The organism is Pseudomonas sp. MF4836, from assembly GCF_002018875.1.
Lineage (GTDB): Bacteria > Pseudomonadota > Gammaproteobacteria > Pseudomonadales > Pseudomonadaceae > Aquipseudomonas.
Map to the genome: position 1 here is coordinate 86,623 of NZ_MVOL01000002.1, position 19,100 is coordinate 105,722.

Here is a 19,100-nt window from a genome sequence, read left to right on the forward strand (position 1 = left end):
GCTAGAGCAATGAGCCCGGATCCGTTTCCGGGCTTTGCGCGTAAACCAAGGACTTTTATGTCGCGTCGTATCTCCCCCGTCATACCCGGCTTCGGGCTGACGCTGGGCTACACCTTGGTGTACCTCAGCCTGATTGTACTCATACCACTGGCGGCGATGTTCGTGCATGCCGCTCAACTCACCTGGGATCAGTTCTGGGCCATCATCTCGGCGCCCCGGGTGCTCGCGGCGTTGAAGCTGAGCTTCAGTACGGCGCTGTATGCCGCGATCATCAACGGCATTATCGGCACGCTGCTGGCCTGGGTGCTGGTGCGCTACACCTTCCCCGGGCGCAAGATCATCGACGCGATGATCGACCTGCCGTTCGCCCTGCCCACGGCCGTCGCCGGTATCGCCCTGACCGCGCTCTACGCGCCGACCGGCCTGGTTGGCCAGTTCGCCACCTACCTGGGCTTCAAGATCGCCTACACCCCGCTCGGCATTACCCTGGCGTTGACCTTCGTCACCCTGCCGTTCGTGGTGCGTACGGTGCAGCCGGTACTGGCCGACATCCCGCGGGAAGTCGAAGAAGCCGCCGCCTGCCTCGGTGCCAAGCCGCTGCAAGTGTTCCGCCATATCCTGGTGCCGGCGCTGCTGCCGGCCTGGCTCACCGGTTTTGCCCTGGCGTTTGCCCGGGGCGTCGGCGAATACGGCTCGGTGATCTTCATCGCCGGCAACATGCCGATGAAAACCGAGATCCTGCCGCTGCTGATCATGGTCAAGCTCGACCAGTACGATTACACCGGCGCCACTTCCATCGGCGTGCTGATGCTGGTGGTTTCCTTTGTCCTGCTGCTGCTGATCAACCTGCTGCAGCGGCGCATCGAACGACCATAAGGAGGCGCGAACCATGTCCCAATCGTCTATTTCCGCTGCCTCTTCTGCCAACGCCGCACGCCGTGGCAGCGCGTCTTCACGGCTGGTGCTGATCGGCCTCGGCTGGCTGATCTTCGCCCTGTTCCTGCTGCTGCCGCTGTTGATCGTGGTGTCCCAGGGGCTGAAGCTGGGCCTGGGGGCGTTCTTCACCGCGATCTTCGAGCCTGACGCCTTGTCCGCCCTGAAACTCACGGTGATCGCCGTGCTGATCTCGGTGCCGCTGAACCTGGTGTTCGGGGTCAGCGCCGCCTGGTGCGTGAGCAAGTACTCGTTCCGTGGCAAGAGCATCCTGGTGACCCTGATCGACCTGCCGTTCTCGGTATCGCCGGTGATCGCGGGCCTGGTCTACGTGCTGATGTTCGGCGCCCAGGGCCTGTTCGGGCCATGGCTGCAGGATCACGACATCCAGATCGTCTTCGCCTTGCCCGGCATCGTCCTGGCCACCATCTTCGTCACCGTGCCCTTCGTCGCCCGGGAACTGATCCCGCTGATGCAGGAGCAGGGGACCCAGGAAGAAGAGGCGGCGCGGTTGCTGGGCGCCAACGGCTGGCAGATGTTCTGGCACGTCACCGTGCCCAACATCAAGTGGGGCCTGATCTACGGCGTGGTGCTGTGTACCGCGCGGGCGATGGGCGAGTTTGGTGCGGTGTCGGTGGTGTCCGGGCACATTCGCGGGGTGACCAACACCCTGCCGTTGCACGTGGAGATCCTCTACAACGAATACAACCACGTCGCCGCGTTTGCCGTTGCGAGCCTGTTGCTGATCATGGCGCTCTTCATCCTGCTGCTTAAGCAGTGGAGCGAAAATCGTATTAACCGCCTGCGCGCCAGCGCCGCGGAGGAATGACACATGTCGATCGAAGTCCGTAATGTCAGCAAGAACTTCAACGCCTTCAAGGCCCTGAACAGCATCAACCTGGATATCCAGAGCGGTGAGCTGGTGGCCCTGCTGGGCCCGTCCGGCTGCGGCAAGACCACCTTGCTGCGGATCATCGCCGGCCTGGAAACCCCGGACGCCGGCAGCATCGTGTTCCACGGTGAAGACGTCTCGGGCCACGACGTGCGTGATCGCAACGTCGGTTTCGTGTTCCAGCACTACGCGCTGTTCCGCCACATGAGCGTGTTCGACAACGTTGCCTTCGGCCTGCGCATGAAGCCGAAGAACCAGCGCCCGAGCGAAAGCAAGATTGCAGAGAAGGTCCATGAACTGCTGAACATGGTGCAGCTCGACTGGCTCTCCGACCGCTACCCCGAGCAACTGTCCGGCGGCCAGCGCCAGCGGATCGCCCTGGCCCGCGCCCTGGCGGTGGAGCCCAAGGTGCTGCTGCTGGACGAACCCTTCGGCGCCCTCGATGCCAAGGTGCGCAAGGAGCTGCGGCGCTGGCTGGCACGGCTGCACGAAGACATCAACCTGACTTCGGTGTTCGTGACCCACGACCAGGAAGAGGCCATGGAAGTCGCCGACCGTATCGTGGTGATGAACAAGGGCGTGATTGAGCAGATCGGCTCGCCGGGCGAGGTCTACGAGAACCCGGCCAGCGACTTCGTCTACCACTTCCTCGGCGATTCCAACCGCCTGCACCTGGGGGACGACAACCATGTGCTGTTCCGCCCGCACGAAGTGTCGCTGTCGCGCTCGGAGCTCGAAGATCACCACGCCGCCGAAGTGCGTGACATTCGTCCGCTGGGGGCGACCACCCGGGTCACGCTCAAGGTCGAAGGCCAGAGTGAACTGATCGAGGCCGAAGTGGTGAAGGACCACGACAGCCTGGTCGGCCTGGCCCGGGGCGAGACGCTGTTCTTCAAGCCCAAGGTCTGGCAGAAAGTCGCCAACGTCTGAACCCGTCAGCGCTACACCGGCCCAGGCGGCGATGTCGCTGCCGGGCCGGTGTGATGAGCGAGCGTCAGGCGTGCCCGGAGCCACCGGCAGCCAGGCGGCGTACCGGGCCCGCCCGTTGTTCGATTTCGCGTTTGAGGGGCTGGCGCAGCCCCAGCAGGAACGCCAGCTCAGCCACCACAAACAACGGCCCGACGATCAGCCCCGACAGGTCATCGACGAACGCCGGTTTGCGCCCCTCGTAGTAATGGCCGACAAACTGGATCACCCAGCCCAGCACGAACATCCCCAGGCCGCTGGCCAGCCAGACCAGGGTCTGTTGCGCCGCCAGGGCATGACCCAGCCACACCGACAGGCCCATCAACAGGCTCATCAACAGGCCCAGGCGCCATTCCAGGCGCAGGTAGAACCAGGCCGAAGCCAACGCCAGCAGCACCGCCGGCGACAGGGTGATGCCGGCCACTGCCCATTGCGGCCGCGACAGCAGCACCGCGACCGCCACCACAATCAGCGGAATCCCGATAAAGTGGCTGGCAATGTTGCGCGGGTCGCGATGGTAGGCGGCGTATTGACTGAGATGGTCGACGAGGCTTTTCATTGTTGTTCCTCCTGAAGGTTGCCTGATCATGCCCGGCCCGTGCGCCGGGCTCTGTCGGCTAGGCGACACTCCTCTGCGGTTTTGCCGGATAAGGTGTTCATGGATAAGCAGGCCTGGCGCGAACGCCTCCTGAGTGGCCAGTGGTTCAGTCACTTGCCCCTTGAGTTACAGAGTAGTGTGCTCGACGCCGCGCGCCTGCGCCGTCTGGCACCGGGGCAGGCGTTGTTTCTGCGGGGTGATCCACCTTGTGGGCTGTATGCGGTGCTGGAAGGTTCGGTGCGTATCGGTGCGGTCAGCGAGCAGGGCAAGGAGGCGCTGCTGAGCCTGGTGGAAGCGCCGCACTGGTTTGGCGAAATCTGCCTGTTCGATGGCCAGCCACGCACCCACGATGCCTATGGCCTCGGCCCGTGCACCCTGTTGCAGGTGCCGCAGGCGGCGCTGTTGGCCTTGCTCGACCAGCAGCCGCAGTACTGGCGTCAGTTCGCCCTGCTGATGAGCCACAAGTTGCGCCTGGCCTTTATCAACCTCGAACAATTGAGCCTGCTGCCCGCCCCGGCCCGGGTCGCCCACCGTCTGTTGGCCATGGCCAGCGGCTACGGCGAAATCGAGCAGGCCCGGGCCGTGCTGCAACTGCCCCAGGAGCAGTTGGCGCTGATGCTTTCGCTATCGCGGCAGACCACCAACCAGATCCTCAAGGATTTGCAGAGCCTGGGGATCCTGCGCCTGGGCTACGGCGAGATCGAGATTCTCGACGCCCAGGCTCTGCGCGCCCAGGCCGGGCTCTAGCGGCTACGAACCGCGGTAGGTGGAGAAGCCGTAGGGGCTGAGCAGCAGGGGAATGTGATAGTGCTGATCGGTCTGCTTGACCTCGAAGATCACCGGAATCTCCGGAAAAAACGTCTCGCGCCTGGCCTGCTTGAAATACTCCCCGGTCTTGAACACGACCCGGTATTCACCGGCCGTCAGCGCCTGCCCGGCCGGGAACAACTCGGCGATGCGCCCCTGTTCGTTGGTGGTGCCTTCGGCCAGTGGCTTCCAGTCATGGCCCACCTGTTGTTCCAGGGTGACCTTGACCCCGGGCGACGGCAGGCCGTTCTCCAGGTTGAGCACATGCACGCTCAACGGATTCCCCGCCGCCAAGGCCAGGCCCGAAACACCGCAAAGCGCTGCGGCGACTAATGCATTACGCAAAATACTCATTCAAAAATTCCTCATTGGATAAAAAATCAAATTTGTAGCCGCTGCCGAAGGCTGCGCTGGGCCTCACAATCGCCGCGCCGTATCAGCAGTACCCCCGGCGTTGCCTATGGTCAGCGCAGCCTCGCGCTGCTCGGCAGCGGCTACAGGCTGCTGCTCAACCCCACTTTCTGCGCTGCCTGGAGCGCGCAGCTTTCGTCCTGGGCGGCGCCACCGGCGCCGGCGATGCCCATCGCCCCCACCAACTCACTGCCCGCGAACAACGGGATACCGCCCCCGAGCAACAACAGCTCAGGCAAGGTATTGAGGTTGGCTGCCTCCGGGTTGTTGCGGGCGCGCTCGGCAAACAGCCGGGTCGGGGTCTTGGTCGACAGCGCGGTATAGGCCTTGCGCTGGCTGGCGACGGTGTTGTGCGGCCCGACGCCATCGGCGCGCAGGGTCAGCAGCAGGTTGCCGCCACGGTCGAGCACCGAGACCACCGCGTTGCACTGCGCCAGGCTGGCGTCGGCCAATTGCCGTGCAGTGCGCAGGTCGAGGTCGGCGTGCCGGGGCAGTTCCGGGGCGGCCACAGCCAGGCCGCAGAGGCCCAGGCCAAGGCTCAAGACAAGGGGTTTGCAGATCATGGGTAAGGCTCCGAAAGCGAAGGCCGTCACCTTAACCAGCGTCCTTCGTCAGAACCTCGTCAGTTGCATTACAAGTTTGTAATGGGCAAGCGCGAACAACGCGCCTAGCCTGTGCCCATCCATATTGAGGTGTGCCATGCGTTTGCTGGTTGTTGAAGACGAAGCCAAGACCGCCAACTTCCTGGCCAAAGGCCTGGGTGAATCGGGTTTTGCAGTGGATGTGGCGCTCAATGGCCTGGACGGGCGGCACTTTATCGAGCAGCAGGAATACGACCTGATCATCCTCGACGTGATGCTGCCAGGGCTCAACGGCTGGCAGTTGCTGCAACTGATCCGTCAGCGCGGCGCCACGCCGGTGCTGTTCCTGACTGCCAAGGACGCCATCGAAGACCGCGTGCGCGGCCTGGAACTGGGCGCCGACGATTACCTGCTCAAACCCTTCGCCTTTGCCGAACTCCTGGCCCGGGTCCGCACCTTGCTGCGTCGTGGACCGATGCGCGAGGCCGAGTCCTACAGCATTGCCGACCTGGAGATCGACGTGCTGCGGCGCCGGGTCAGCCGAGGAGGCCAGCGCATCGCCCTGACCAACAAGGAGTTCGCCCTGCTGCAATTGCTCGCCAGTCGCCAGGGCGAAGTGCTGTCGCGGACCCTGATCGCCTCCCAGGTGTGGAACCTGAATTTCGACAGCGACACCAACATGGTGGAAGTCGCCGTGCGCCGCTTGCGCTCCAAGGTCGACGACCCCTACATGCCCAAACTGATCCACACCGTGCGCGGCGTCGGTTACCAGCTGGATGCCCCGGACGATGCGCTCTAGGTCGATTGCCTGGCGCCTGGCGCTTGCGTTTGCCGCCGTCTGCGCCCTGGTTCTGAGCGTGATCGGGGTATTCCTGTATCGCTCCCTGGCCTCTGAAATCGCCTTGCGCGACGACCAGGCCCTGCTGGGACGCCTGGAGCAGGTCAGGGCCCTGCTGCAAGACAGCGACAGCCTGGACGCCCTGCAAGCCCGTCCCCGGCTGTACCAGAACATGCTCGGCAACCAGGACAGCCTGCTGCTGGTGGAAGCGGCCGATGGCTCGCCGGTGATCCGCATCAACCCGCGCCAGCAGAACCTGCCGACCCTGGCGGCGATCCCTGCGCAACAGCGCCCGCAACGCAGCGACGTGCAGACCTGGCAAGCCACCGACGGCGCCGCCGTGGCCCTGCTTGCCGGTGCCGCCGTGGGCCCGCGCGGCGAAGCGTTGACCGTGATTGCGGGCAAGGTCCTCAGCGAGCGCGAACAGATGCTCGCCAGCTACCGCCTGCGCCTGTACCTGGCGGTCGGGTTGGGCGCCGCCCTGGCCTTCGCCCTGGGCCTGTTGCTGCTGCGCCGGGGCCTGTTGCCGCTGCGTCAGTTGAGTGAGTCGGTGCGCGGCATCGATTTGCGCAGCCTGGACAAACGCCTCGAAACCCGCGGCATCCCCGCCGAATTCCACGAACCGGTGCAGGCCCTGAATGCCATGCTGGCGCGCCTCGAAGAAAGCTTTCAGCGCCTGTCGCAGTTTTCCGCCGACCTGGCCCATGAAATCCGCACCCCGCTGCACAACCTCCTGGGCAGCAATGGCCTGGCGCTCAACCAGCTGCGCAGCACGGCGGAGTACCAGGAGGTCCTGGCCTCGAACATGGAAGAGTTCGAGCGCCTGACGCGCATGGCGGAAAACCTGATGTTCCTGGCCCGCGCCGAGCAGGCCGAACGCGCCCTTCAGCTGCGCCAGCTGGAGCTGGCGAGCGTGGGGGAGGAGCTGTGCGACTACTTCGAGGCCCTGGCCGACGACCGCGATATCCGCCTGGAAAACGCCCTGTGCGGCCAGTTGCTGGCCGATCAGCAACTGCTTCAGCGGGCCCTGGGCAACCTGCTGGCCAACGCCGTGCGTCATGCCGACCCCGGCTCGCCCATCAGCCTGCGGCGTGTGGATACGCCGGGCCTGTGCTGGCTGCAAGTGCACAACCAGGGCCCGCCCATTGCACCCCAGCACTTGGGCAAACTCTTCGACCGCTTCTACCGCGTCGACCCCTCACGGGCCGAACCCGGCGACTCCGGCGGCCTGGGCCTGGCCATCGTGCGCTCGATCATGCTGCTGCACGGCGGGCAGGTGCGGGTCAGCAGCGATGAGGGCGGGACGGTGTTCGAGTTGGGATTCAAACAGGTGCAATAGTCTATATTTTTGCATCAAATACAGTGTGTATTGGCCCTTAATCATAAAATGCACTGTATGCGATGCAATTTGGGGGCGAAATGTACAGACTCGGCGAGCTGATCAAACAGTTGCGTAAAGAGCACAAACTGTCGCAGCAGGCGTTGGCCCAGCAATACGGCATGAGCCGGGCGACCATCTCGGGCATTGAAAACGATACGGTTTCCGAGATCGGAATCCGTAAGGTTGAAGCCATCCTCAATGGCTTCGGTTACGAACTGACGGCTGTGCCCAGGTCTCGGCAGCGGCCGACTCTGGATAACCTGAAAGAGCGCGGTTTCCATGACTGACCCCCAGCTCCTGTCGATCGGTGTAGCCCAGGCCACGGTTGGCACGCTCGGCCGTGGTCAAGCCGATGCGGGCTCGGTTTTCGCCTACGCTCCGCAGGCTTTCAGCGCATGGGCGAGGCGATGCTGGCTGCCTGGTCTGCCGGTGTGGCGCGCAGCCTGACCCCGGGTTGATCCGGCACCGACCGCTTTGAACCGTTAGGCCTGGGGTTGTCAGCGCACTCCATCGCGAAACTGCCCCGGGGTCAGCCCGGTCCAGCGTTTGAAGGCGCGGCTGAAGCTGCTGGCGTCGGTGAAGCCGAGCAGGCAGCTGATTTCGCTCAGGGAGCATTGCGGGTCGCGCAGGTGGAGCAGGGCGAGGTTTTCCCGGCATTCGTTGAGCAGGGTGTCGAAACGGCAACCCTCGTCCGCCAGGTGCCGTTGCAGGCTGCGCAAGCTCAGGTGCAAGGCCTGGGCGACGCGTTCGGCGGAGGGCTCGCCCTCGGGTCGTTGGGCCTCGATGGCCCCGAGTACCTTGCGCTCCCAGGTCAGGGGTTGCAGTTGCGCCAGGGTGGGTTGAGGCGTGGCCTGGCTGGAGGCGGCCAGAATCGGTTGGGTGTCGTCGAGGTGGCGCGCGAAATCGTGCAGGCCGAACTCCAGGCAGTCATCTGCGGCGTCGAACACCAGGTCGCAGCGAAACACCTTGTGCCACGGCCCGCAGTCGACGGGCACCGGACGCCGCAGGTGCACGGCCAATGGCGCATAGTCGCGGCCCAGGCGGTTGCGGCAGGTGCGCACGTAGATCGCGGCAAAGGCGTCGATGGCCTCCACCGCCGGTTGCGGGCTGCCGGGCGGAACCTTGAGTACAAAGCGATAGCGGTCGGCGTTGCGCGTCAGCTCCAGCACCAGGGCGTCGCTGACCATCTGGTGGTAGCGCACGATGCGTTCGAACACCTCGCGCAGGCTGCCGCTGGCCACCAGCGCATAGCCAAGGGCGTGGAAGGTCGTCGGGCTGACAAACCGCGACACCCGCAGGCCGATGGCCGGATCGCCGCTGGCCGTGACCGCCAACCCCCACAAACGGGTGGTGGCCGACAGCGGGTAGCGGGCGTTGGGGTCATCCATCCATTGCAGGTCGAGCCCTGCCTCGCGGCACAAAGCATTGCCGTCGAGGCCCAGGGCATCGAGTTGTCTGCGCAAGGCGCGGGTCCAGCTGGCAAGGGAGGTGGGTTCACTCATGCTGACGGCGCGTCCGGTCGACTGGTTGGCGTTCGCGGCGAAAGCCCGGGGCAATGGCCCAGGGCAGGAAGCGGGCCGGGATAACCAGAGAATGGAATCAGCCACGCTCTTTGTGCAAGCCCCAGCCGACTGAATACCCGTAGCCGCTGCCGAGCCCGCGAGGCCCTGGAGACCGTCGAGGGGTGTCAGGTGAATGGACGGTGCCCGATGCCGCCAGCGCAGCCTTCGGCAGCGGCTACAGTGGCGTGTTTGCGGTGTCTTCCGGATCGCAAACTCGAGCACAATGCCGGGCTGCCGTTATTTCTCGACGAGCCTGTATGAGCGCCGCACCTATGTCTCCACCTTGGATTTTCCCGCTTCGCCCCTCGCTGATGGCCTGTAGGCGCGGGTTGCTGGCTGCGCTGGTGCTGGCCTGGCTCAGCGGTTGTACGCAACTGCCGGGTAACGCCGAGCTGAATCGGCACGCCGACGACATGGCCCGGGCCGCCGGCCTGCAGCGGGCCCAGGTGCAGACCGAGGGTTTTGTGCTGACCAGTTTCTACCGCATTACCCGTCCCGATCAGCCGCTGACGGTGTACATCGAGGGCGATGGGTTTGCCTGGCGTACACGCAGCCAGCCCTCCCTTGACCCTACGCCGCGCAAAGCCCTCGGGCTGGCCCTGGCGACGGCCGACCCGGCGCCCAACGTGCTGTACCTCGCCCGCCCCTGCCAGTTCACCCAGGCCTCGGCCAACCCGCGGTGTGCGGTGGCCTACTGGACCGGCAAGCGCTTCGCCGAAGAGGTGATCGCGGCCATGAACCAGGCCGTGACCCAGTACGCCGTGCGCGTGCCGGGGCAGCCGATCCAACTGGTGGGTTATTCGGGGGGCGGGGCCGTTGCCGCGCTGATTGCCGCCCGGCGCGATGATGTTGCCTGGATGCGCAGCGTCGCCGGCAACCTGGACATGGCCGAGGTCAATCGCCTGCACCGGGTCTCGGCCATGCCGGATTCGCTGAATGCCATCGACATCGCTCCGCTGCTCGCAACCCTGGGGCAAATCCACTACGCGGGCAGCGAAGACAAGGTCGTGCCCGCGCCGATTGCCCAACGCTTTGCCAACGCCACCGGCGGCCGCTGCACCCAGGTGCGCATCATCCCCGGCATGAGCCATGACGGTCACTGGGCGCGGCTGTGGCCCGGGCTGCTGGCCGAGCCCGTGCACTGTTCGGCAAGCCCTGGCAGCCGGGGTGAAGGCCTGCCGCAGGCGGTTACTCAGTAGGCAATCGATGCCAGGGGCAGGTCGCGGATCTGTATCGGCGTCGGCGCCTGGTAGTGGTCGTCGCTGGTCAACTCGTGCAGCAGCTCTTCGCGCAGTTGGTGGAAGTCGAAACTGCTGCGCTGGCGCGGGTGGGGCAGGGCGATCTGTACCACGCGCTTGATGCGCCCAGGGCGCGGTTCCATGACCACCACGCGGTCGGCGAGGAAGATCGCCTCTTCCACATCGTGGGTGACCAGGACAGTGGTGATTTTCGCCCGCTCGCGGATCGCCAGCAGTTCGTCCTGCATCTGCTGGCGGGTCAGGGCATCGAGGGCCCCGAAGGGCTCATCCAGCAGCAGAATGCGCGGGCTGGCCACCAACCCCCGGGCGATGGCCACCCGTTGCGCCATGCCCCCCGACAGCTGGTGTGGAAAGGCATGGGTGAAGTCGCGCAGGCCCACCAGTTCGATGAAATCGGCGATGCGTTTTTTGCGCTGGGCCTCGCTCAGAGGCTCGTTGACCAGGCCCAGGCCGATGTTGTCCTCGACGTTGAGCCAGGGAAACAGACGGTGCTCCTGGAACACGATGCCGCGCTCGCTGCCAATGCCGCGGATGGCGTGGTCATCGACCCGGATCTCGCCGCGAAACTCGGTGTCCAGGCCGATCAGCAAGCGCAACAGGGTGGATTTGCCGCAGCCGCTGGAGCCGACGATGGCGACGAATTCGCCTTCGGCGATTTCCAGGTTGAAGTCGCGAATCGCCTCGAACTCGCCGCCGGCGACCTCGAAGGACTTGCCCACATGGTTGAAGCTGACAAGGGGTGCGTTCATGCGTGTCTCCAGCGGGTGGCGCGAATTTCGATCTGTTGGCCAATGAGGTTGAGCAGGGCGCCGGTCAGTCCCACCAGCAGCATGCCGGCCATGATCAGGTCCATGCGCAGCAGCTGTTGCGCGCCGATCATCTGGCTGCCGATGCCGCCGTTGGAGGGCATGAAGTATTCGGCGCCGATGGTGCCGAGCCAGGCGTAGATCAGGCTCAGGCGCAGACCGGCAAAAATCCCCGGTGCTGCCCCCGGCAATACCAGCCGCCGCAGGCGCTGCCAGAGGCTCAGGCGCAACACCTGGGCGGCCTCGGCCAGTTGCGGTGACAGGTTGGCGACGCTGCGCTGGGTGGCGATAAACAGCGGGAAGAACGCGGCAAGGGCGACGAACACCCACTTGGCCAATTCACCGAGGCCGAACCAGGCGGTCAGCAGCGGCACCCAGGCAAAAATCGCGATCTGACGGATAGCGGCCAGGGTCGGGCCGAGGATGCGTTCGCTGATCCGCGACAGCCCCAGGAGCAAGCCCAGGGCGAACCCCAGGCCGCCGCCCAGGGCCAGGCCGCCAACGGTGCGTCCCAGGCTCAGACCCATGCCGCCGAGCAGGGTGCCATCGAGCAGCCCGTTGAGGGTGGTTTGCAGCACCGTCAGCGGGCTGACCAGGATTGCCGGGTCGACCCACTGGCGCCAGCACGCGATTTGCCAGAAACCGAACAGGGCCAGCGGCAACAGCCAGGGTTGCAGCCGCTGCCAGCCCTGATAGCGCGGGCCACGGCGAATTTCAGCGGTGGCCGGGTGTGGCCAGTACAGGAGTTTTCGGTCCAGGGCGCCGATGCCGCGATCCATGGCCACGCCGATCACGCCGATCACCAGGATGCAGACGAAGACGATGTCGAGCATGAACAACTGCCGTGCCCAGACCATCAGGTAGCCGATGCCCTCACTGGACGCCAGCAGTTCCACCGCCAGCAGCGAGGTCCAGCCGGCGGCCAGCGCCAGGCGCACCCCGGCCATGAAGGCCGGCAGCGCCGCCGGCAGCACCAGGCGGCGAATCAGCAGGTGCGGCGGCAGGCGCAGGACGGCGGCGGCTTCGCGCAATTTGGGCTGGGCGTCGCGCACCCCGACCAGGGTGTGCAGGGTGACCGGGACCACGATGGCCTTGACCAGCACCACCAGCTTCAGCACTTCGCCGATGCCGAAAAACACCATGAACAGGGGAATCCAGGCCAGGGTCGGGATCTGGGACAAGGCGCTGAAGGTGGGGAACACCAGGCGTTCCAGGCGTTGGCTGAAACCCAGCGCGCCCCCCAGGATCGCGCCTGCGCTGATGCCGGCCAGCAGGCCCCAGCACAATCGCTGCAGGCTGATCGCCAGATGGCTCCAGAGCTCGCCGCCGGCCAGCTCCACGGCGCTGCTCCAGACCAGAGACGGAGCAGGCAGGATCTGCTCGCTCATCCACTGATTGCGGCTGGCCAGCCACCACAGCAGGAACAGGCCCAGTGGCACGATCCAGGGCAACAGGCGCTGGCTGAGGGTGGGCCAGATCTTCCGCGCGCTGGCGCCGGGTGCCGCGAGCGGCAGACTGAGAAGGGAAACACGGGCCATGGATGACCTCCGTTGTCGGGTTCTGCACGGGCCGAATATTCTTTTGCGATCTATAAAAAAACTTATCAATGCTATTGGGAGATAAGAGGAGCCATTTAAGGCTTCTCGTTGTTCAGCATCCAATGCATTTGAGGAATATTTTCGATGCTGTTCATGCATAAGCCGCGCAGACAGGCGTTCTAAACGGGTTATTCGATTTTGTTATTAAAATGTGAATTTATAGTATTTAAGCGTTGATCCCCTCAGGGCCTACCTTCTGCTCCTCAATGCCCGTGCAACCAGGAGCCGCACCCATGAACCTTCCCTTTAAACGTGTTATCAGTCTGTTCGCCGCGCCGGCCCTGGCGGGGCTCCTGGGGTGCCTGCCGCTGATGGCCCAGGCCGCCGCCGTCACCGAGATCCGCATTGCCGTGCCCGACCTCAGCGCTGGCACCCAGCACAGCGGCGGCGGGGTGGTGGACGTATTGCGCGAGCAGCAGATCTACGAAAAAGCCTTCGCTGACCAGGGCATCAAGATCCAGTGGAATTTCTTCAAGGGCGCCGGTCCGGTGATCAACGAAGCGTTCGCCAACGGCCAGGTGGATTTCGCCTACCTGGGTGACCTGGCGGCGATCATCGGCCGCTCCAACGGCCTCGACACCCGGCTGCTCAGCGCCTCGGCGCGTGGGGTCAAACACTATTTGGGGGTGCAGCCGGGCTCCGGGATCAAGACCCTGCAAGACCTCAAAGGCAAGCGCGTGGCGGTGTTTCGTGGCACGGCTACCCAGCTTTCGTTCGACGCCGCCCTGGCCAGCCAGGGCCTGAGCGAGAAGGACCTGAAGGTGATCAACCTCGATTTCAGCGCTGCCGTGGCGGCCCTGGCGGCCAAGCAGATCGACGCCTCGTGGGGCAGCACCGGGCTCTCGGCCCTGCGCATCAAGGGGCTCGCCGAGTTGCCGCTGAACACCAAGGACCTGGGCGGCGCCGGCAGCGTGCAGAGCGTGCTGGTGGGGTCCGGCAAGTTTGTCGACGAACACCCGGAAGTGGTGGCCAAGCTGCTCAAGGCGCAACAGCAGGCCGTGCAGTGGCTGACCGACGACAACAACAAGGAAGCCTATATCCAGCTGGTATCGGGCCTGGCCAGCTACCCGCCGGTGATCCTGCAAGAGGACTTGCATGACCAGAAACTCAGCGAACTCTTCCCCTCCAACCTGGATCCGGCGTTCCTCGCCAAATTGCAGGGCTCGGTGGACCTGGCGGCCAAGGAACGTTTGATCCGCAAACCGTTCCAGGTCACCGAATGGGTCGCGCCGCAACTGACGGCTGCAGGCTTGTAATCGCTGCCGAAGGCTCGGGCCGCGTTCGGACGCTGGCCCTTATGTGCGCCGTGATGTTCCAGATGGATGTGCGGTGCTGCTGAGGGCCAGCCCAGCCTCGCGCCGCTCGGCAGCGGCCACGGGGTCAGACGGCGATGCTGTGTTCCTGTTTGTCCACCGCCACCAGCACTTCGATCAGTTTGCGTGCGGCCGGTGACAGGCGGAACCCGGTGCGGCTGACGATGCCGCAACGCGCGTTCAGCACTTCGATGTTCTGCGGCAGGTTGCGCCAGTGCAGCAGCGCCAGGGAGCCCTGCTCGATGTCCTCGATAAACGACTCCGCCGTGCCGATGCCAATGGCATTGGATTGGCGGACGATTTTCACCAGCGCCGGAAAATGCTCGGTCTGGATGGTCGGCGAAAAATCCATGCGGCCGCTGAGGTTGGCCAGCAGTTTGCGAATCCCTGGCGGGATCAGTGTGGTCGCCAGCGGGTAGTCGAACATGTCGTTGGTCGACAGGCTTTCCTTGGCCAGCAACGGGTGCCCCGGCCGGCAGAAAAACACCCCGCGCTTGGGGGTCAGGGCCTGGGTCTGGAAGTTCGGGTCGGCCTCGAAATGACGGATGTCGGCGATAAAGAATTCGATCTCTTCACGGCTCAGGCTGCGGCTGAGTTTTTCCCAGTTATCCACTTCCAGGCAGATCCGCACCTTGGGGTGCGCCGAGGTGAATTGGGCCAGCGCATCGGGCACCAGTTTCACCGCCGGTGCCGGGCCGCAGCCGAAGCGCAATTCGCCGGCGTCGAGCTTGGTCATCTGGGTCACTTCACTGCTCAACAGCGCCGCGCCCTGGACCAGGCTCAGGGCATGCTGCAGCACCACTTGGCCTTCGGGTGTGGGTCGCAGATCCTTGTTGCCACGGTCCACCAGCACGCAGCCGAACTCCTGCTCCAGCCCCTGGATACTGCGGCTGAAGGCCGGTTGAGTGATGCCCATGGCGTCCGCCGCGCGGACAAAACTGCGGTGCTCGTTGAGGGCGATGAAGTAGCGCAGCTGGCGTAGATCCATATGCTTTTGCGGCATCCTAAAAATAGCTCGAAGGCATTTGCGACGAGTGAGGAATGAGGTTTTAAATGCAAGCTATTATTCCGTCAACGAAGCATGTAGATATCTATTAGATCTAAATTGAATATAGATAGAGCGTTGTTTCGCTGCGGCTCAAACCGTAAGCAGTCAGATGAGGGTGTACCCGATGAGCAATGCCGCATTAGCCGTTAAACCCGCTGTTCATGCGCTTGAGATTCACCCGGTGGCCGGTCGCATCGGCGCCGAGATCCGTGGTGTACAACTTTCCGGCAACCTTGACCCCGCCACCGTGGACGCCATTCAGCAGGCCCTGCTGCAGTACAAGGTGGTGTTCTTCCGCGGCCAGGGTCACCTCGACGACCAGAGCCAGGAGGCCTTCTCCCACCTGCTGGGCGAACCGGTGGCGCACCCGACGGTGCCGGTGCGCGATGGCACCCGTTACCTGCTGGAACTGGACGGCGCCGAGGGCCAGCGCGCCAACTCCTGGCACACCGACGTGACCTTCGTCGAGGCCTACCCCAAGGCGTCGATCCTGCGCTCGGTGATCGCTCCGGCTGCCGGTGGCGACACGGTCTGGGCCAACACTGCCACGGCCTACAACGAGCTCCCGGCGGAACTGCGCGAGCTGGCGGATAAGCTCTGGGCGGTGCACAGCAACGAATACGACTACGCCTCGGCCAAGCCGGATGTCTCGGCGGAGAAGCTGGAGCGCTACCGCAAGGTGTTCACCTCCACCGTCTACGAGACCGAACACCCGATCGTGCGTGTGCACCCGGAGAGCGGCGAGAAGAGCCTGGTGCTGGGGCATTTCGTGAAGCGCATCAAGGGTTATTCCCAGGCCGACTCGGCGCACCTGTTCGGTTTGCTGCAAAGCCACGTGACCCGCCTGGAAAACACCGTGCGCTGGCGCTGGACCGCTGGGGACGTGGCGATCTGGGACAACCGCTCGACCCAGCACTACGCCGTGGACGACTACGGTACCCAGGACCGCATCGTGCGCCGCGTGACCCTCAAGGGCGACGTGCCAGTGGGCGTGCATGGACAGCGCAGCCAGACCACCAGAGGGGCGTGACAGGACTGCTCGGCAGCAGCCGGTCCCGTGGCGAGGGAGCTTGCTCCCGCTCGGTCGGCCGGCGCCCCGAGGCGCAGCAGCCGCAACCCTGCTACCCGGTGCTGCCTGACGGGATGCGGTGCCGGTTTTAGGGCCGCTTCGCGGCCCAGCGGGAGCAAGCTCCCTCACCACAGGGGCCAGCCGCTGTGGTGAGGCTGCGCTGGCCTTTAGCGACACCATGATTTCTCAGCCCCCCCTTGGCGCCCCCCGGGTTTACCACACGCCGATCTGCACCAGTTTTTCCGTTTCCGGCTCGCCGTAGCGGAAGCGTTGGCCGCGCAGGTCGATTTCTTCGTGGCTGATGGTGGTGCGGCGTTTCAGGCCGCGCAGCCAGTCGAACAGGTAACCCAAGTGCTCTTCGCGCACAGCAGCGTAGGCCGGGTCGGCGCCGAGGTCGTGCAGCTCCTGCGGGTCGTTCTGCAGGTCGAACAGTTGCGGGCGGAAGCCATCGTAGGCCAGGTATTTCCAGCGCTCGCTGCGAACCATGGTCATCCGGCAGCGGTCGATGGGCTGGGCCAGACGTTCCCGTGCCGGGGCCTGGAAGGCGTAGTCATATTCGCTGATGGCGTAGCGCCGCCAATCCGTCGGCGTGCCGTGCAGCAGCGGGATCAGCGAGCGACCTTCAAGGCGATGTTCGGCGCCGGGCAAGCCCAGGGCCTCGAGGAACGTCGGCAGCGCATCGATGGTTTCCACCAGGCGCTGATCCACGCTGCCCCGGGTGCTGTCCGCCGCCGCGCGCGGGTCACGCACAATCAGCGGCACACCGACCGCCGGCTCCAGCAGAAACTCTTTCTCCCCCAGATAGTGATCGCCCAGGAAGTCGCCATGGTCGCTGGTGAACACGATCAGCGTGTCATCCCAGCGGCCGTTGCTCTGCAGGAAGTCAAACAGCCGCCCGAGTTGATCATCCACTTGCTTGATCAGCCCCATGTAGGTCGGCACCACGTTCAGGCGCACCTCGTCGCGGGAGAAATTGAGGCTCTCTTCATGCTGGCGAAACGCGGCGTACACCGGGTGGTCGCTGGCCTCGCCCGCTGCTGGGCGCACCGCCGGGATCACCTGCTCGGCGCCGTACAGCGCGTGGTAGGGCGCCGGAGCGATATAGGGCCAATGGGGCTTGATGTAGGACAGGTGCAGGCACCAGGGCTGCTCGCCCTGTTCGGCGATAAAGTCGATGGCGCGGTCGGTGGTGTAGACCGTTTCCGAGTGCTGCTCCGGCACCCGCGCCGGGAGATGGGCGTTGCGCATTTTCCAGCCGCTGAGGATCTCGCCGTTCGCGCCTTCGGCCGCATTGGCCCAGTCGTGCCAGGGGTTGCGGCCGTCAAAACCCTGCTCGCGCAGGTAGTGGGTGTAGGGCGCGGATTCGCGCTTGTCGTCGAACAGCGGGTCGTCGGGGAAGATCCCGTCATGCCGGAAATACGCCTCGAAACCGACCTCGTTCAAGGCATCGGCCTGGACGCTTTGCTGTTCGATGGCCAGGCGCTGCAAGGCATCGATATTGGGCGTGGCGTGGGTCTTGCCCACCAGCGCGGTGCGGATGCCGTGGGGCCGCAGGTAGTCGCCGATGGTCAGTTCTTCCAGGGGCAGCGGCACCGCATTCCACGCCACCTGGTGGCTGCTGACGTAGCGCCCGGTGTAGGCCGACATGCGCGACGGGCCGCAGATGGTGCCCTGAGTGTAGGCGCGGCTGAAACGCACCCCGGCGGCGGCCAGGCGGTCGATGTTCGGCGTGTGCAAATGGGGGTGGCCGTAGCACGACAGGTAATCGCGACGCAGTTGGTCGCACATGATGTACAGCACGTTGCGCAAGGGCTGGGCAGGGTTGGACATGGGGTTCACCGAAGGGAAGACAGGCGTCGATTTTTCACCGTTGCGGGGGGCTTTCAGCAAGCGCATTTGCTGAATAGTTTTGATGCACGAACTGCATGCGCCGGTGCCCCATAGCGCCTGGCGGCGGGATCAGACCGCGACGTTGTCCAGGCTGTACACGTCCTCGTCCAGTTCATCGGTGCGCTTGATCTCCTCGATCATCGCCTCGGCCAGGGGCGACAGGCGATAGCCGGCGCGGCTGACGATGCCGTAGCGGGTGTAGAGCTCTTCCAGGTCATCGGCCAGGCCGTCGATTTTCAAGCGCACCAGTTCGCCCTTGGCGTTGTGCAACGCGTCGCTGTAGGAGCCGACGATGCCGATCGCATCCGAACGCAGGACCACGCCGAGCAGGCTGTAGCTGTTTTCGCACTCGACATTGGGCGTGTAGTCCGGCCGGCCGCTCAGGTCGACGATGACCTTGCGCAGGTTCGGCGGGCGGATGGTCACGGCCAGCGGGTAGCTCATCAGTTCGGCGGCGCTGACGCTGTCCCGGCCCGCCAGCGGATGCCCGGCGCGGCAGCAGAAATGCCATTTGCGCGGGCGCAGGCGTTGGGTCAGGTAGTCCGGGTTGGCTTCGAAGTGCCGAGTGTCGGCGACAAAAAATTCGAACTCTTCGCTGAGCAGGCGCTTGCTCAGGCTTTGCCAGTCATCGACCTGGAAATGCACCCGGGCCTTGGCGTAGCGCCCGATAAAACTGCCAATCGCCCGGGGTATGAGGCCGGACGCCGGCGCCGGACCACAGCCGAAACGGATCTCGCCGGCCTCCAGGCCATTGAACTGTTCGATCTCATTGGCCAGTTGCTGCGCGCCGCTGACCAGGCGCCGCGCATGTTCCAGCAGGACCTGGCCCTGCTTGGTCGGCGCCAGGTCCTTGCGTCCACGGTCCACCAGCTGGCACCCGACGCTGTGTTCCAGGGCCTGGATGCTGCGGCTGAACGCCGATTGCGAGAGGTTCACCGCCGCCGCAGCCGCGACAAAGCTGCGCTGTTCGGCGAGGGCGATGAAGTGGCGGAGCTGGCGCAAGTCGATATGCATTTTTCACATAAAAAATATCGGGGAAATGCATTGGCTATGCATTAGGTCGACTCCTTATAAAGGCAATCTCTTATGCAGTAAATCTTTGTAAAAACATAAATAAATAACTTAAAAGAATATGCAGGCCTGTATAT

At 64.6% G+C, this 19,100-nt stretch carries 19 protein-coding genes; 10 read left to right on the forward strand and 9 right to left on the reverse strand.

Going from position 1 to position 19,100, the window contains the following annotated elements; genetic code table 11:
- The first annotated feature begins 57 nt into the window (after positions 1-57).
- From cysT to MF4836_RS03770, 3 genes are read left to right on the forward strand one after another with little or no spacing between them, the layout of a single operon-like run.
- Entirely contained in the window at positions 58-876 is an 819-nt protein-coding gene (cysT, locus tag MF4836_RS03760) for a sulfate ABC transporter permease subunit CysT (RefSeq protein WP_020296983.1), read from the forward strand.
- 13 nt (positions 877-889) lie between these two features.
- Positions 890-1,762 carry a sulfate ABC transporter permease subunit CysW gene (cysW, locus tag MF4836_RS03765; protein ID WP_078469217.1) on the forward strand — a complete coding sequence of 291 codons (873 nt, stop codon included), beginning with the start codon at positions 890-892 and terminating at the stop codon, positions 1,760-1,762.
- A 3-nt stretch (positions 1,763-1,765) separates the two neighbouring features.
- Entirely contained in the window at positions 1,766-2,755 is a 990-nt protein-coding gene (locus tag MF4836_RS03770) for a sulfate/molybdate ABC transporter ATP-binding protein (protein WP_078469218.1), read from the forward strand.
- Positions 2,756-2,819: 64 nt separating this feature from the next.
- Here MF4836_RS03770 and MF4836_RS03775 read toward each other — a convergent pair whose 3' ends face one another.
- Positions 2,820-3,350 carry an Mpo1 family 2-hydroxy fatty acid dioxygenase gene (locus tag MF4836_RS03775; protein ID WP_078469219.1) on the reverse strand — a complete coding sequence of 177 codons (531 nt, stop codon included), beginning with the start codon at positions 3,348-3,350 and terminating at the stop codon, positions 2,820-2,822.
- Between the two features lie 99 nt (positions 3,351-3,449).
- On the opposite strand from MF4836_RS03775, the gene MF4836_RS03780 reads away from it, so the two are divergent.
- The gene (locus tag MF4836_RS03780) at positions 3,450-4,136 is read left to right on the forward strand and encodes a Crp/Fnr family transcriptional regulator (protein WP_078469220.1); all 687 of its coding nucleotides are present in this window, start codon (positions 3,450-3,452) and stop codon (positions 4,134-4,136) included.
- 3 nt (positions 4,137-4,139) lie between these two features.
- On the opposite strand, the gene uraH is transcribed toward MF4836_RS03780, so the two are convergent.
- Positions 4,140-4,550, reverse strand: coding sequence for a hydroxyisourate hydrolase (uraH, locus tag MF4836_RS03785; RefSeq protein WP_078469221.1), 411 nt, complete (start codon positions 4,548-4,550; stop codon positions 4,140-4,142).
- Between the two features lie 140 nt (positions 4,551-4,690).
- Entirely contained in the window at positions 4,691-5,170 is a 480-nt protein-coding gene (locus tag MF4836_RS03790; protein WP_078469222.1) for a GlcG/HbpS family heme-binding protein, read from the reverse strand.
- Between the two features lie 136 nt (positions 5,171-5,306).
- Between MF4836_RS03790 and MF4836_RS03795 the strand changes: the two genes are divergently transcribed.
- The 3 genes from MF4836_RS03795 (at position 5,307) to MF4836_RS03805 (ending at position 7,694) form a co-directional block, all read left to right on the forward strand.
- Positions 5,307-5,987 (forward strand): heavy metal response regulator transcription factor, encoded by a 681-nt coding sequence (locus MF4836_RS03795; RefSeq protein WP_078469223.1) that lies wholly within the window; start codon positions 5,307-5,309, stop codon positions 5,985-5,987.
- On the forward strand, positions 5,977-7,365 hold the full coding sequence (locus tag MF4836_RS03800; protein ID WP_078469224.1) for a heavy metal sensor histidine kinase: 1,389 nt from the start codon (positions 5,977-5,979) through the stop codon (positions 7,363-7,365). Before MF4836_RS03795 ends, MF4836_RS03800 begins: the two co-directional genes overlap by 11 nt.
- Positions 7,366-7,445: 80 nt before the next feature.
- Positions 7,446-7,694 (forward strand): helix-turn-helix domain-containing protein, encoded by a 249-nt coding sequence (locus MF4836_RS03805; RefSeq protein WP_078469684.1) that lies wholly within the window; start codon positions 7,446-7,448, stop codon positions 7,692-7,694.
- Between the two features lie 210 nt (positions 7,695-7,904).
- Here MF4836_RS03805 and MF4836_RS03810 read toward each other — a convergent pair whose 3' ends face one another.
- A complete protein-coding gene (locus MF4836_RS03810; RefSeq protein ID WP_078469225.1) occupies positions 7,905-8,909 on the reverse strand; it encodes an AraC family transcriptional regulator in 1,005 nt (334 codons plus the stop codon).
- Positions 8,910-9,241: 332 nt separating this feature from the next.
- Between MF4836_RS03810 and MF4836_RS03815 the strand changes: the two genes are divergently transcribed.
- On the forward strand, positions 9,242-10,168 hold the full coding sequence (locus MF4836_RS03815) for an alpha/beta hydrolase (protein WP_238596122.1): 927 nt from the start codon (positions 9,242-9,244) through the stop codon (positions 10,166-10,168).
- Here MF4836_RS03815 and MF4836_RS03820 read toward each other — a convergent pair.
- Positions 10,162-10,977, reverse strand: a complete 816-nt coding sequence (locus MF4836_RS03820) for an ABC transporter ATP-binding protein (protein ID WP_078469227.1) — start codon at positions 10,975-10,977, stop codon at positions 10,162-10,164. The two genes, MF4836_RS03815 and MF4836_RS03820, sit on opposite strands and share 7 nt — an antisense overlap.
- The gene (locus tag MF4836_RS03825) at positions 10,974-12,572 is read right to left on the reverse strand and encodes an ABC transporter permease (RefSeq protein ID WP_078469228.1); all 1,599 of its coding nucleotides are present in this window, start codon (positions 12,570-12,572) and stop codon (positions 10,974-10,976) included. The genes MF4836_RS03820 and MF4836_RS03825 overlap by 4 nt, the downstream gene beginning before the upstream one ends.
- A gap of 293 nt (positions 12,573-12,865) precedes the next feature.
- Between MF4836_RS03825 and MF4836_RS03830 the strand changes: the two genes are divergently transcribed.
- On the forward strand, positions 12,866-13,888 hold the full coding sequence (locus MF4836_RS03830) for an ABC transporter substrate-binding protein (protein ID WP_078469229.1): 1,023 nt from the start codon (positions 12,866-12,868) through the stop codon (positions 13,886-13,888).
- Between the two features lie 124 nt (positions 13,889-14,012).
- Here the strand turns inward: MF4836_RS03830 and MF4836_RS03835 are convergent, their stop codons facing one another.
- Positions 14,013-14,933: a LysR family transcriptional regulator gene (locus MF4836_RS03835; protein WP_020296968.1), complete on the reverse strand. Its 921-nt coding sequence runs from the start codon at positions 14,931-14,933 to the stop codon at positions 14,013-14,015.
- Positions 14,934-15,117: 184 nt separating this feature from the next.
- Here MF4836_RS03835 and MF4836_RS03840 point away from each other — a divergent pair, with 184 nt between their 5' ends.
- Positions 15,118-16,023 carry a TauD/TfdA dioxygenase family protein gene (locus MF4836_RS03840; protein WP_078469230.1) on the forward strand — a complete coding sequence of 302 codons (906 nt, stop codon included), beginning with the start codon at positions 15,118-15,120 and terminating at the stop codon, positions 16,021-16,023.
- Positions 16,024-16,275: 252 nt separating this feature from the next.
- Here the strand turns inward: MF4836_RS03840 and MF4836_RS03845 are convergent, their stop codons facing one another.
- Positions 16,276-17,892 (reverse strand): alkaline phosphatase family protein, encoded by a 1,617-nt coding sequence (locus tag MF4836_RS03845; protein ID WP_078469685.1) that lies wholly within the window; start codon positions 17,890-17,892, stop codon positions 16,276-16,278.
- Positions 17,893-18,021: 129 nt separating this feature from the next.
- Entirely contained in the window at positions 18,022-18,966 is a 945-nt protein-coding gene (locus MF4836_RS03850; RefSeq protein WP_078469231.1) for a LysR family transcriptional regulator, read from the reverse strand.
- Positions 18,967-19,100: the final 134 nt, after the last annotated feature.

Coding starts and splice junctions, on each gene's coding strand:
- MF4836_RS03840 (WP_078469230.1), top strand. CDS start 15,118: ATGAGCAATGCCGCATTAGCCGTTAAACCCGCTGTTCATGCGCTTGAG.
- MF4836_RS03775 (WP_078469219.1), bottom strand. CDS start 3,350: ATGAAAAGCCTCGTCGACCATCTCAGTCAATACGCCGCCTACCATCGC.
- MF4836_RS03810 (WP_078469225.1), bottom strand. CDS start 8,909: ATGAGTGAACCCACCTCCCTTGCCAGCTGGACCCGCGCCTTGCGCAGA.
- MF4836_RS03815 (WP_238596122.1), top strand. CDS start 9,242: ATGTCTCCACCTTGGATTTTCCCGCTTCGCCCCTCGCTGATGGCCTGT.
- MF4836_RS03790 (WP_078469222.1), bottom strand. CDS start 5,170: ATGATCTGCAAACCCCTTGTCTTGAGCCTTGGCCTGGGCCTCTGCGGC.
- MF4836_RS03825 (WP_078469228.1), bottom strand. CDS start 12,572: ATGGCCCGTGTTTCCCTTCTCAGTCTGCCGCTCGCGGCACCCGGCGCC.
- MF4836_RS03850 (WP_078469231.1), bottom strand. CDS start 18,966: ATGCATATCGACTTGCGCCAGCTCCGCCACTTCATCGCCCTCGCCGAA.
- MF4836_RS03795 (WP_078469223.1), top strand. CDS start 5,307: ATGCGTTTGCTGGTTGTTGAAGACGAAGCCAAGACCGCCAACTTCCTG.
- MF4836_RS03780 (WP_078469220.1), top strand. CDS start 3,450: ATGGATAAGCAGGCCTGGCGCGAACGCCTCCTGAGTGGCCAGTGGTTC.
- MF4836_RS03845 (WP_078469685.1), bottom strand. CDS start 17,892: ATGTCCAACCCTGCCCAGCCCTTGCGCAACGTGCTGTACATCATGTGC.
- MF4836_RS03770 (WP_078469218.1), top strand. CDS start 1,766: ATGTCGATCGAAGTCCGTAATGTCAGCAAGAACTTCAACGCCTTCAAG.
- MF4836_RS03800 (WP_078469224.1), top strand. CDS start 5,977: ATGCGCTCTAGGTCGATTGCCTGGCGCCTGGCGCTTGCGTTTGCCGCC.
- MF4836_RS03820 (WP_078469227.1), bottom strand. CDS start 10,977: ATGAACGCACCCCTTGTCAGCTTCAACCATGTGGGCAAGTCCTTCGAG.
- cysT (WP_020296983.1), top strand. CDS start 58: ATGTCGCGTCGTATCTCCCCCGTCATACCCGGCTTCGGGCTGACGCTG.
- uraH (WP_078469221.1), bottom strand. CDS start 4,550: ATGAGTATTTTGCGTAATGCATTAGTCGCCGCAGCGCTTTGCGGTGTT.
- cysW (WP_078469217.1), top strand. CDS start 890: ATGTCCCAATCGTCTATTTCCGCTGCCTCTTCTGCCAACGCCGCACGC.
- MF4836_RS03835 (WP_020296968.1), bottom strand. CDS start 14,933: ATGGATCTACGCCAGCTGCGCTACTTCATCGCCCTCAACGAGCACCGC.
- MF4836_RS03805 (WP_078469684.1), top strand. CDS start 7,446: ATGTACAGACTCGGCGAGCTGATCAAACAGTTGCGTAAAGAGCACAAA.
- MF4836_RS03830 (WP_078469229.1), top strand. CDS start 12,866: ATGAACCTTCCCTTTAAACGTGTTATCAGTCTGTTCGCCGCGCCGGCC.